11 protein-coding genes are annotated in these 12538 nt (G+C 71.3%); 10 read left to right on the top strand and 1 reads right to left on the bottom strand.

Features of this window, described 5'->3' with window-relative positions; all coding sequences use genetic code 11:
• Positions 1-5: 5 nt before the first annotated feature.
• Positions 6-992 (top strand): ABC transporter ATP-binding protein, encoded by a 987-nt coding sequence (locus ACFYR3_RS07970; protein WP_355844977.1) that lies wholly within the window; start codon positions 6-8, stop codon positions 990-992.
• Positions 973-2034 (top strand): dipeptide ABC transporter ATP-binding protein, encoded by a 1062-nt coding sequence (locus ACFYR3_RS07965; protein ID WP_355844974.1) that lies wholly within the window; start codon positions 973-975, stop codon positions 2032-2034. Before ACFYR3_RS07970 ends, ACFYR3_RS07965 begins: the two co-directional genes overlap by 20 nt.
• 158 nt (positions 2035-2192) lie before the next feature.
• Here the strand turns inward: ACFYR3_RS07965 and ACFYR3_RS07960 are convergent, their stop codons facing one another.
• Positions 2193-4322: a prolyl oligopeptidase family serine peptidase gene (locus ACFYR3_RS07960; RefSeq protein ID WP_389282048.1), complete on the bottom strand. Its 2130-nt coding sequence runs from the start codon at positions 4320-4322 to the stop codon at positions 2193-2195.
• Between the two features lie 186 nt (positions 4323-4508).
• Between ACFYR3_RS07960 and ACFYR3_RS07955 the strand changes: the two genes are divergently transcribed.
• The 8 genes from ACFYR3_RS07955 (at position 4509) to ACFYR3_RS07920 (ending at position 12363) form a co-directional block, all read left to right on the top strand.
• The gene (locus ACFYR3_RS07955) at positions 4509-4703 is read left to right on the top strand and encodes a hypothetical protein (protein WP_037620693.1); all 195 of its coding nucleotides are present in this window, start codon (positions 4509-4511) and stop codon (positions 4701-4703) included.
• Positions 4704-4862: 159 nt separating this feature from the next.
• Positions 4863-5747, top strand: coding sequence for an N-acetyl-1-D-myo-inositol-2-amino-2-deoxy-alpha-D-glucopyranoside deacetylase (mshB, locus tag ACFYR3_RS07950; RefSeq protein WP_389282047.1), 885 nt, complete (start codon positions 4863-4865; stop codon positions 5745-5747).
• A 64-nt stretch (positions 5748-5811) separates the two neighbouring features.
• Positions 5812-6237, top strand: coding sequence for a DUF6113 family protein (locus ACFYR3_RS07945; protein ID WP_355844965.1), 426 nt, complete (start codon positions 5812-5814; stop codon positions 6235-6237).
• Between the two features lie 160 nt (positions 6238-6397).
• Positions 6398-8584 carry a hypothetical protein gene (locus ACFYR3_RS07940; protein ID WP_389282046.1) on the top strand — a complete coding sequence of 729 codons (2187 nt, stop codon included), beginning with the start codon at positions 6398-6400 and terminating at the stop codon, positions 8582-8584.
• Between the two features lie 203 nt (positions 8585-8787).
• Positions 8788-9786 (top strand): ABC transporter ATP-binding protein, encoded by a 999-nt coding sequence (locus ACFYR3_RS07935; RefSeq protein WP_389282045.1) that lies wholly within the window; start codon positions 8788-8790, stop codon positions 9784-9786.
• On the top strand, positions 9783-10523 hold the full coding sequence (locus ACFYR3_RS07930) for an ABC transporter permease (RefSeq protein ID WP_355844956.1): 741 nt from the start codon (positions 9783-9785) through the stop codon (positions 10521-10523). The genes ACFYR3_RS07935 and ACFYR3_RS07930 overlap by 4 nt, the downstream gene beginning before the upstream one ends.
• Positions 10524-10528: 5 nt before the next feature.
• Positions 10529-11752, top strand: coding sequence for a sensor histidine kinase (locus ACFYR3_RS07925; protein ID WP_355845095.1), 1224 nt, complete (start codon positions 10529-10531; stop codon positions 11750-11752).
• The gene (locus ACFYR3_RS07920) at positions 11749-12363 is read left to right on the top strand and encodes a response regulator transcription factor (RefSeq protein WP_355844954.1); all 615 of its coding nucleotides are present in this window, start codon (positions 11749-11751) and stop codon (positions 12361-12363) included. The genes ACFYR3_RS07925 and ACFYR3_RS07920 overlap by 4 nt, the downstream gene beginning before the upstream one ends.
• Positions 12364-12538 lie beyond the last annotated feature (175 nt).

Genomic DNA, 12538 nt, shown 5'->3' with positions numbered 1-12538 from the left:
GTGCCGTGCTGCTCGAAGTGCGCGATCTGCACGTGGAGTTCAGGACGAGGGACGGAGTCGCCAAGGCCGTCAACGGGGTCAACTACGGCGTCGACGAGGGCGAGACGCTCGCTGTCCTCGGCGAATCCGGCTCCGGCAAGTCGGTGACCGCCCAGGCGATCATGGGCATCCTCGACGTGCCGCCCGGGAAGATCACCGGCGGCGAGATCCTCTTCCAGGGCAAGGACCTGCTGAAGTTCAAGGAGGAGGAGCGGCGCAAGGTGCGGGGCGCCGAGATGGCGATGATCTTCCAGGACGCACTGTCCTCCCTGAACCCCGTGATCAGCGTCGGCGACCAGCTCGGCGAGATGTTCACCGTGCACCGCGGGATGAAACGCAAGGAAGCCCGCGCCAAGGCGATCGAGCTGATGGAGCGGGTGCGCATCCCGGCCGCCGCCGAGCGCGTGCGCGACTATCCGCACCAGTTCTCCGGCGGCATGCGCCAGCGCATCATGATCGCCATGGCGCTGGCCCTGGAGCCCGCCCTGATCATCGCCGACGAACCGACCACCGCGCTCGACGTCACCGTGCAGGCCCAGGTCATGGACCTGCTCGCCGAGCTCCAGCGCGAGCTCAGCATGGGGCTCATCCTCATCACCCACGACCTGGGCGTGGTCGCGGACGTCGCCGACCGGATCGCGGTGATGTACGCGGGCCGGATCGTCGAGACGGCGCCGGTCCACGACATCTACAAGGCGCCCGCCCACCCCTACACGAGGGGGCTGCTGGACTCGATCCCCCGGCTCGACCAGAAGGGCGGGGAGCTGTACGCCATCAAGGGGCTGCCGCCCAACCTGATGCACATCCCGCCGGGCTGCGCCTTCAACCCGCGCTGTCCGATGGCCCAGGACATCTGCCGCACCGAGGTGCCGCCGCTCGCGGAGGTCGACGCGGACCGCGGGAGCGCCTGCTTCTTCTGGAGGGAGTGCCTCGATGACACAAGCAGCAAGTGAGCCGCTGCTGGAGGTCAGCGGACTGGTCAAGCACTACCCGCTCACCCAGGGCATCCTGTTCAAGAAGCAGGTCGGGGCGGTCAAGGCCGTGGACGGCGTCGACTTCCACCTCGGCCACGGCGAGACCCTAGGCATCGTCGGCGAGTCCGGCTGCGGCAAGTCGACGGTCGCCAAGATGCTGGTCAACCTGGAGAAGCCGACCGAGGGGTCGATCAAGTACAAGGGCGAGGACATCACCCGGCTGTCCGGCAAGGCGCTCAAGGCCGTACGCCGCAACATCCAGATGGTCTTCCAGGACCCGTACACCTCGCTCAACCCGCGGATGACCGTCGGCGACATCATCGGGGAGCCGTACGACATCCATCCCGAGGTCGCGCCGAAGGGCGACCGGCGGCGCAGGGTCCAGGACCTGCTCGACGTGGTCGGGCTCAACCCGGAGTACATCAACCGCTATCCGCACCAGTTCTCCGGCGGCCAGCGCCAGCGCATCGGCATCGCGCGGGGCCTGGCGCTGCGGCCCGAGATCATCGTCGCCGACGAGCCGGTCTCCGCGCTCGACGTCTCCGTGCAGGCGCAGGTGATCAACCTGCTGGACAAGCTCCAGTCCGAGTTCAATCTCAGTTACGTCTTCATCGCGCACGACCTGTCGATCGTGCGGCACATCTCCGACCGGGTCGGGGTGATGTACCTCGGACGGATCGTGGAGACAGGCAGGGACATCGAGATCTACGACCATCCGACGCACCCCTACACCCAGGCGCTGCTGTCCGCCGTGCCCGTGCCGGACCCGGAGGCCCGGGAGCACCGGGAGCGGATCATCCTTCACGGGGACGTGCCCTCGCCAGCGAACATCCCGTCCGGCTGCCGGTTCCGCACCCGCTGCTGGAAGGCCCAGGAGCGCTGCACGCTGGAGGTGCCGCTGCTCGCGATCCCCGCCGAGTTCCGGCTCGCCGAGGGTCCGACCGCCCACGACTCGGCCTGTCACTTCGCGGAGGAGAAGCAGGTCGTGCCCCCGGAGGAGCCGTCCGACGGGGCTGCATAACGTCACAAATGTGAGCGAACTTCGTTAACACGCAAGCAACTTGGCGGAAGCGGTACCGATATACGGACGCGTCAAGGTGAACACCGTACGGCCGTGCGGGTGCCGTAAACGAGCCGGGGTGCGCCATGTCACCCCGGCTCGTTGCCGTCCCCGGTGGGTCAGCTCATTCCGAGGGAGCGCCGCAGGAAGTCGACCTGGAGAAGCAGCAGGTTCTCGGCGACCTGTTCCTGGGGGGTCATGTGGGTCACCCCCGACAGCGGCAGCACCTCGTGCGGGCGGCCGGCGGCCAGGAGCGCCGAGGACAGCCGCAGGGAGTGCGCCACCACCACGTTGTCGTCCGCGAGGCCGTGCACGATCATCAGCGGCCGGTGCGGTTCGGCGGGCGCGGAGAGCCCCTCGTCGGTGACCAGTGAGCTCTTCGCGTACGTCGCAGGGCTCGCCGCCGGATCGCCGAGGTACCGCTCCGTGTAGTGGGTATCGTACAGCCGCCAGTCCGCGACGGGCGCGCCCGCGATGCCCGCGTGGAAGACGTCGGGGCGGCGCAGCACGGCGAGTCCCGCGAGCCAGCCGCCGTACGACCAGCCGCGGATCGCGACCCGGGACAGATCGAGCGGGAACCGCTCCGCGAGACCGTGCAGCGCCTCCACCTGGTCGTCCAGGGAGAGTGTGAGGTCGTCGCGGATCGCCTTCTCCCAGGAGGGGGAGCGCCCCGGGGTGCCGCGGCCGTCGGCGACGACGACGGCGAAGCCCTGGTCGGCGAACCACTGCGAGGTGAGGTGGGCGTTGTGCGCGGCCAGCACCCGGGGGCCGTGCGGACCGCCGTAGGGGTCCAGCAGGACCGGTAGGGGATTGTCGCCGTCGTAGTCAGTAGGCATAAGCACGGCGCATGGGATTTTCTGTGCGCCCCCCTGCGTGAGCGTTACGCGCGGGGACAAACCCGGATGTTCGGCGTGCGAGGTGATGGTCGCCAGGTGCTTCCCGTCGCGCAGCACCTGCACCTGGGCGCCCGGCTGGTCGAGCACCGACGACACGAGCACGGTCACGCCTCCGGCGCGCACGGCCGAGTGCACGCCCGGCTCCTGCGAGACGCGCTCCAGGCCGAGTTCGTTCACCCGGTACACGTGTACTTCGCCCGTTTCCGGTGAGTTCGCGGCCTCGCCCGCCGAGGCCGCGATCAGCACGTCGTCGGACGAGACGTCGAGCACCGCCCGGACGTGCAACTGGGCGCCGGTCAAAGGGCGTTCACCGAACGCCAGGACCCGCGCGCCGCCCTCGTCGGCGATCCGCACGAGCTGTCCGCCGGGGCTCCAGCACGGCACTCCGGGGAAAAGATCAAGCCAAGTTGGATCTTCATCGGCGTGCACCATCCGGGTCGTCCCGGTGTCCGGGTCCACGGCCAGGAACAGCTGGCTGCGCTGGTCCCGCGCCTGCACCAGAAGCAGCGGCGCACCCGCCGCTGACCAGTGCGCATGCGCCAGATACGGGTATCGCGCCCGGTCCCAGGAGACCTCCGTGCGCACCGCGTCGAGCCCGAACACGAAGAGCCGGACGTCCGCGTTGGCGCTGCCCGCCACCGGGTAGGCGACCCGCTGCGGATCGGCTTCCGGGTGCGCCGGATCGGAGATCCACCAGCGCTGTACGGGCGTGTCGTCGACCCGCGCGACGAGCAGCCGGTCCCCTTCGGGCGACCACCAGAAGCCGCGCGAACGCCCCATCTCCTCGGCCGCGATGAACTCGGCCAACCCATAGGAAACCGAACCGGGAGCCGCGACCTGCTCGGGCTCAGCGAGCGCCCGGTCGCCCTCGCCCTCGGCTCCGACGACCCGCAGCGCGCCTCCGGAGACGTACGCCACGAGCGTGCCGTCGGGGGAGGGGCGCGGGTCGATCACCGGTCCGGGGACCGGGAGTTCACGCGCGGTGCCGGCCCGCAGCTCCGCCGTGAACAGTCGCCCTGACAAGGTGAAACAGGCCAACTCGGCGGCTGTGTCAGTGGCATATCCGACGATCCCCGCGCCGCCCTCGCGGCTGCGCTCGCGGCGCGCCCGCTCCTCGGGGGAGAGGTGTTCGGTGGCGCCGCCGAGCAGGGCCGCGGGGTCGGCCGCGACCCGCTCCCGGCCCTCCGGCACATCGAGGACCCACAGTTGATTCGCCCGCTCCGTACCGGACGAGGACCGCAGGAACACCACGCGGGAACCGTCGGGGGACACGGTGAACGCGCGCGGCGCGCCGGAGGTGAACCGCTGGGTGCGGGCGTACCGGCGCGGGAAGGAGAGAGGCTCGTTCGTCATGCCTCGACCATATTGGCCATGCGCCCCCTTGTGCGGCCGTGCGCCGATCGATGCGCGCGTACGGATAGTTATGATCACTAGCGCTGCGTGGGTAGGAACCTGCTGGCTGCTGTATGGATTTACCGACCCCCATGTCCGACCCCGTACCGGACCCCAAGTCCCTGGGACCTTTGGAGGTGAGCCGCCGTGGCACTCTCGATTTCGGCGGTGGTGCTGCTGGCGATCATCGTCTTTCTTCTGATCAAGAAGTCAGGACTGAAAGGCGGGCACGCGGTCGTCTGCATGCTGCTCGGCTTCTATCTCGCCTCCTCCACCATCGCGCCCACGATCAGCGACCTGACCACGAACATCGCGGGGATGATCGGCAGCATCAAGTTCTGACCCGCGCCGGGACCGGCGGCGGGGCGACGGCTGCGACCGCGTCCTCCGGGCACCGGAACCCGGCCGCTGCCGCGACCGCCGGGCGAGCGGGTCTCCGGCTGCCCGACAGGCGACCCGCGGGCGACAGCCGGGGGACCGGTGCCTCGTAGGGTGGGTTCCATGACGGAACTGCCCGACCGGCGTCTGCTCCTGGTGCACGCGCATCCGGACGACGAGTCGATCAACAATGGCGCGACCATGGCCCGCTACGCGGCCGAGGGCGCCCATGTGACGCTGGTGACCTGCACCCTCGGCGAGGAGGGCGAGGTCATCCCGCCCGGACTCGCCCATCTCGCCCCCGATCGCGAGGGCGGACTCGGCCCGTACCGGACCGGTGAGCTGAGCGCCGCGATGAAGGAACTGGGCGTCGCCGACCACCGCTTCCTGGGCGGCCCCGGGCGGTTCCGCGACTCCGGGATGATGGGCGCCGAGCAGAACCACCGCGCGGGTGCCTTCTGGTCCGCAGACGTGGACGACGCCGCCGACTGCCTTGTAGAGGTGATCCGCGAGGTGCGCCCCCACGTGCTCGTCACCTATGACCCCGACGGGGGTTATGGGCACCCCGACCACATCCAGGCCCACCGCGTGGCCACCCGCGCCGCAGAACTGGCCGCGGAACCCACCCACCGCCCCGACCTCGGCGACGCGTGGCGGATCACCAGGACCTACTGGAACCGGGTGCCGCGCCCGGTCGCCGAGGAGGCGTTCGCCCGCCTGCGCGAGGCCCTCCCGGACCTGCCGTTCGACCGAATGGCCGCCGTCGACGACGTACCGGGGGTGGTCGACGAGGTGGCGATCACCACCGAGATCGACGGAACCGCTTACGCCGCCGCCAAGGCCGCCGCGATGCGGGCGCACGCCACCCAGATCACCGTGGACGGGCCCTGGTTCGTCCTCTCGAACGAGCTGGCGCAGCCGCTCTTCACCACCGAGTACTACGAGCTGGTGAACGCCCCGCGACCCGCGACGCGCGAGACGGACCTCTTCGAGGGCATCGACCGGTGAGGGGCGCGGGGATGACGAGGACGAGGACGAGGACGAGGAAGACTCGGCGAGGGGTGGACCTGTGATGAGTACGAACGGACAGCGCGGGGGCGGAAGCATGCTCGCCCAGCCGCTGACACGGCCCTCGGGCGGGCGGATCGCCGCCTATCTGGGACTCTTCCTGCTCGGCGCCGTGGTCGGCGTCGCCGGGGCGCTGGTGCAGCCGGGCTGGTTCCCGCTGGGGCTGCTGCTCGCGCTGGCGGGCGCCGCGGGACTCTTCCTGGGCGGTGCCCGGGCGACCGAGTCCCGCGCCGGGGCCGTCGCCCCCGCGGCAGGCTGGATGGTCGCCGTCGTCCTGCTCACCGCCAGCCGTCCGGAAGGGGACTTCCTCTTCGGTGCGGGAGTCGTCTCGTACCTCTTCCTCCTCGGAGGCATGGCCCTGGCTGTGATGTGCGCCACTCTCGGTCAGGGGCGGCAACCAGGCCCTTCCGATGCCCGACTTGGCAAGTGACGTACTACTTCGCCGTATCGGTCCCGTGCGGGTCCCGTGCGAGATTCCTGCATGCGCGAGGTTTGCGGGCCGTACATGGCCAGTATGGTGGTGCGCGCCGCCGAGCTGCCCGAGATGAGGTCGAGTAAACGGGCGGCGGAGCCAACCGGGAGAACCTGCCTTGAGTCGTGAAACTGACAGTTCGTCCTCCGGGCCCAACGGGCGCGGTGGAGCCGCGTACCCGTCGGGGACGCCGCCGTACGGCACCCCCACGGCTTCAGAGAGCGGTGCCGACGCGGGCCGTTCGGCCGCTGGGAAGCCGCCGGAGGAGCGCAAGACCGAGACCACTCTGACGACACGGATCCGGATCAACATCCCCGGGTCGCGGCCCATCCCGCCCGTGGTCGTCCGTACACCCGTGGCCGACGCCGACGTGCCCTCCGAGGGCGGCGACGGCGGGCACACCGGAACACACCGGGCGCCGCAGGGCTTGAGTTCGCCCGCCGGCGCCTCCGCCACGACGGCCGCCACCCCGGCCCCGTCCGCCCCGGCACCCGCGCCCGCGCCCGGGGACCAGCCCGGGCCGGCCGAGGAGAAGACGAGCGACTGGTTCGCGCCCCGCAAGGCCGGCGCGCCCCCCAAGGGCCTGCCGGCCGGCGGCTCGACCAATGGGGCGGGCCTGCCGGGCGGTTCGGCTCCCGCCGGAACGGCGGGTTCCGCGGGTGCGCCGGGCGCGGGACGGCCGATGCCGTCCACCGGTGCCGGTCCGCTGGGCATCACCGGCGGCGTCCGGCCCGGCGGTACGAACGGTGCCGGACTCCCCGGCGCCACCGGCGCCGGACCCGTGGCCCCCGGCCACGGCGGTGGCACGGGTTCCTTCGACGTCTCCGGGGCGCTGCGCGACACGGGCTCCTTCCCGGCCATCGGTTCGGTCGGCGGGTCCGGCGAACCGCGCCGCGACGACCTCCCGTACTTCTCCGAGGGCGGCCGCGGCGGCCCTGCCGGTCCGACCGGCGGTCCCACCACCGGTGACGGCCCGCTGCTGCCTCCGGCCGGTGCGGGCGCGGCCCGCGGCAGCCTGGCCGCGTCGCCCGGTTCCGCCCCCGGCAACCGGAACACGGGCACGGGATACCCCGGCACCGGCAACGGCTCGCGCGCCGGCCTGAGCGGCGGTCTCAGCGACGACACCGCGATCCTCACCCCGCAGAAGCCGGCGCCCGACCCGGGACCCGGTGCCTACGGCGCCCCCGCTGACAACGTCTCCGGGCACACCCTGACCAGCGGCATCCCCGTCGTGACGCCCAGCCAGAACTTCGCGTACGAGGCGGGGGCGCGGGGCGACGGACCCCGGTCGCACACTCCGCCGAAGCTCCCCGAGCCGGTCCAGCAGCCGTCCGCCTCGTCGAGGCCGGCGAAGAAGAAGGGCCGCAACAAGCGGGCGCTCCTCGGCGTCCTCGTCGTGGTCCTCGCCGGCGGCGCCTACGGCGCGGGCCTGCTCATGAACCACTCGGACGTGCCCAAGGGCACCACCGTGCTCGGCGTCGACATCGGCGGCGGCACCCGCGACGACGCCGTCAAGAAGCTCGACGACGCCTTCGGCACGCGGACGAACAAGCCGCTCACGCTGTCCGTCGACGGCGGTGCCGTCCAGCTCAGGCCCGACCAGGCCGGACTCCAGCTGGACAGCCAGGCCACCGTCCGCGCCGCCGCCGGCAGCGACTACAACCCGATCTCGGTGATCGGCTCCCTGTTCGGCCAGGAACGCGTGGTCGAGCCCGTGATGCCGGTCGACAAGGAGAAGCTGCAGGCCGCCCTGGAGCGCGCCGCGAGCGGCTCCGGTTCGGCGAGCGACGGCACGATCAAGTTCCAGCCGGGCAAGGCCGTCGCCGTCTACGGCAAGGAGGGCAAGGGCATCGACGTCGGCCCCTCGCTGCAGGCCGTCCAGGACGCGTACCGCGCCCAGGTGGAGACCGGCGCGACCCCTCCCGTGAAGGTCGCCACCACGACCCGCCAGCCGACGGTCAGCAAGGCCGAGGTGGACCGGAAGATGGCGACGTTCGCGACGGTCGCCATGTCGGCGAAGATCATCATCCGTACGGACGCCACCCACTTCATCCCCTTCAGCCCGCAGAAGTCCATCTGGAAGTTCCTGAGCGTCCAGCCGGTCCAGGGCAAGCTCGTCGAGCACTACGACCTCAACGTGCTCCAGGGGCTGTACGGCCATGCGTTCGACGGCGTGACGATCACCAAGGGCGACGGCAGCAAGAAGGCCGTGAGCCCGCAGGACGTGGCCTCCGCCATAGGAAGGGCGCTTGTCGGGAAGACGGCCGCCGCACGCGACGTGACCATCCCCACCAACCCCAACTAGCGGGCGCACCAAGCGCACAGAGGGCACCCGGCCGCGGTTTCTCACCGGTCGGGTGCCCTCTTGCCGTATCGCACGATCCGGCGGGGCACGGACGCGATCCGCCGCGCGGCACCGGCGCGGACGGCCGACATGACATCTGTCATCCGCGACCGAGGACACACCGCACTGCCGCGGACGCCCCCTTCTCCTCCACGATGGACGACATGACAACGACTGCGGCTACGACCACCACATCGGTGGTCCGGTTCGAATCGGTGACCAAGAGCTACGGGAACGTCCGGGCCGTGGACGGGCTGACGCTCGAACTGCACCCGGGTGAGACCGTCGCCCTGCTCGGCCCCAACGGCGCGGGCAAGTCGACCACGCTGGACCTGCTGCTCGGCCTCAAGAACGCCGACAGCGGGACGGTCCGGGTGTTCGGCACCGGCCCGCGCGAGGCGATCGTCGCCGGCCGGGTGGGCGCCATGCTCCAGAGCGGCGGCCTGATGGACGAGGTCACCGTCGGCGAACTGGTCAAGCTCGCCTGCGATCTGCACCCGAGGCCGTACCGCGCCACCGACGTCCTCGCCCGCGCCGGCATCACCCAGATCGCCGACCGCAAGGTCAACAAGCTCTCCGGCGGCCAGGCACAGCGCGTCCGCTTCGCCCTCGCCACGGCCGGCGACAGCGACCTGATCGTCCTCGACGAGCCCACCACCGGCATGGACGTCTCCGCCCGGCAGGCCTTCTGGGCCACCATGCGCGAGCAGGCCGACCAGGGCCGTACGGTCCTGTTCGCCACTCACTACCTGGAGGAGGCCGACGCCATAGCGGACCGCGTGCTCGTCCTGCACCGGGGACGACTGCTGGCCGACGGCACCGCCGCCGAGATCAAGGCCAAGGCCGGCGCCCGCCGCGTCGCCTTCGACCTGGAGGGCACGATCGACGAGTCCCCGCTGCGCGCGCTGCCCTTCCTCACCTCGATCGACGTGTCCGGGCAGACCGTCCGCATCCAGTCCTCCGACGCGGACGCGACCGTCCACGCGCTGTACGGGCTCGGCGTCTACCCCCGCAACCTCGAAGTCGCCGGACTCGGCCTCGAGCAGGCCTTTGTCGCCATCACCGCCGCCGAAGAGGCCACCCGTACCGCGGCCGAACAGGCCGGCCGCACCGCCGCCGAAGACGCCGACCGCACCGCCGCCGAGGAGGCCACGTCCAAGTGAACAGTCTCATCAAGCTGGAGATCACCCGCGCCCTGCGCAACCGGAAGTTCCTGTTCTTCTCGGTGATCTACCCCTCGGCCCTGTTCCTGCTGATCGCGGGCAGCGCCGACAGCACCACCGAGGTGGACGGCACCGGCCTCACCCTGCCGACCTTCTTCATGGTCTCCATGGCCTCGTTCGGCGCCCTGACCGCCGTCCTCATGGGCAACAGCGAGCGCATCGCCAAGGAGCGGGAGAGCGGCTGGGTAAGGCAGTTGAGGCTCACCACCCTGCCGGGCCGCGGTTATGTGTTCGCCAAGACGGCCAGCGCCGCAGTGATCAGCCTGCCGTCGATCGTGATCGTCTTCGTGGTCGCCGCGGTGGTGAAGGACGTACGCCTGGACGCCTGGCAGTGGCTCGCGCTCACCGGCGTGATCTGGGCCGGCAGCCTGGTCTTCGCCGCGCTCGGCGTCGCGATCGGCTATCTCGCCAGCGGGGACGCGGTCCGTCCGATCACGATGATCGTCTACTTCGGTCTGTCGATGCTCGGCGGCCTGTGGATGCCGACGACGACCTTCCCCGACTGGCTGCAGAACATAGCGAAGTGGCTGCCCACGCACGCGTACGCTGCCCTGGGGCAGGCCATCGAACTGGGGAACGCCCCGCACGCGAAGGACATCGCCATCCTCGTCGTCTCCTTCGCCCTCTTCGCGGGCGGCGCGGCCTGGCTGTACCGGAAGGACACGCTGAAGGCGTGAGTGCCATGACGGAAGACCCGCTGCCCGCCGGGGCCCGTACGGACCGGCTGGTGCGAACGGGGGAGTCCCCGCGCAACATCCGCGAGGCCCTGCGCAAGTCGGTGTGGATCGTCATCTGGCTGGTGTTCCTCAGCTCACCGGTCCACGACCTCGCCGCCGGCCACCACACACCCGCGGCCGCCGCGGCCGGCTGGGTGGGCCTGGCGGCCTTCGTCGCGGTCTATCTGACGCTGGTCTTCCGGAACATGGGCAAGGCCTTCACGGGCACGCTGGCCGTCACCCTCATGGTCGTCGCCCTCGGCGCGCTGGCCGTCGTCCTGTGCCTGACGCTCGGAGCGCCCTGGCTCGGCCTGTTCGTGTACGTATCGGTCGCCTGCGGGACGACGTTCCCGCTGCGTGCCTCGTACTGGACCATCCCGCTGACCGCCGCCGTGATGCTGCTCGTCGGCCTGCACGGCGGCGAACGGGACGCGCGCAACCTCGTCCTGCTCGTCGTCCTCATCGGCTTCGCGATGACCGGCGTACGGCAGCTCGTCCGCACGACGGTGGAGCTGCGCAAGGCACGGGCCACCGTCGCCCAGCTCGCCGCGAACGAGGAGCGCCTGAGGCTCGCCAGGGACCTGCACGACCTGCTCGGCCACTCGCTCTCGCTGATCACGCTGAAGAGCGAACTGGCCGGCCGGATGCTCCCCGACCACCCCGACAAGGCGGCCCAGCAGGTCGCCGACATCGAGCAGGTCAGCCGCCAGGCCCTGGTCGACGTACGCGAGGCGGTCACCGGCTACCGGCGACCCCGGCTGGCCGGTGAACTCGCGGGCGCCCAGGTCGCGTTCACCGCGGCGGACGTCGTCGCCGACCTGCCGGGCGAACCCGACCTCGACGGCGTTCCCGAGGAGAGCGAGTCCGCGCTGGCCTGGGCGCTGCGCGAGGCGGTCACCAACGTCGTACGGCACAGCGGCGCCCGGCGCTGCGCGGTGGAACTCGTCCGGCGCCAGACCCTGGACGGCCCCGTGCTCGAACTCTCGGTGGAGGACGACGGTTCGGGCGGCTCCTCGGGCGCCGCCCCCGGCAACGGTCTGACGGGTCTGACCGAACGCCTGGAGAAGGCGGGCGGATCGCTGGAGGCGGGCCGCGTCCGGCGCGGATTCCGGCTGGTCGCACGGGCGCCCCTGGCGGACGACCGGGCCTCTGCGGGCGCGGCGGACGACCCCGTAGGATCCGGTGCATGAGCCGCACGATCAAGGTCCTGCTCGCCGAGGACCAGTCGATGGTCCGCGAGGCCCTGGCCGCCCTGCTGGGACTTGAGCCGGACATCGAGGTGGTCGCCCAAGTGGCCCGCGGCGACGAGGTGCTGGCGGCGGTCCGCACCCATGACGTGGACGTGGCGCTCCTCGACATCGAGATGCCGGGCATGACGGGCATAGAGGCCGCGGCCGGACTCCACAAGGAGTTCCCCGCCCTCAAGCTGATCGTCCTCACGACCTTCGGCCGCCCCGGATACCTCCGCAGCGCCATGGAGTCCGGCGCCGACGCCTTCCTGGTCAAGGACGCCCCTGCCGCCCAACTCGCCGCCGCCGTACGCAAGGTGCTGGCCGGCGAGCGCGTCATCGACCCCACCCTCGCGGCCGCCGCCCTGGCCGGGGGCGCCAACCCCCTCACCGACCGCGAACGCGAGATCCTCCGCGCCGCCGCCGACGGCTCCACCAACGCCGAACTGGCCACCGCCCTCCACCTGTCCCAGGGCACGGTCCGCAACTACCTCTCGACGGCGATCCAGAAACTCGCGGTCCGCAATCGCGCGGAGGCGGTACGGATCGCCCGGGAGAAGGGCTGGCTGTAGCCACCCGCGGGAATCACCGCCCCGCTCCGCCCGAGCGACGCCGACGGCCGAACGGTCCCCAAAGGTGCGCCCGGCGCCGTGCGCACCCCGGGGCCGCGGGCGGTCACGAGCCAGGATCACCGATACGAGAGGATGCCCTCATGGCGGAAGACAATCTTGAGGCCCAGGCGGAACG

It is taken from the genome of Streptomyces sp. NPDC005784 (assembly GCF_042871525.1).
GTDB lineage: Bacteria > Actinomycetota > Actinomycetes > Streptomycetales > Streptomycetaceae > Streptomyces.
This window is presented reverse-complemented; position numbering and strand designations above follow the sequence as displayed.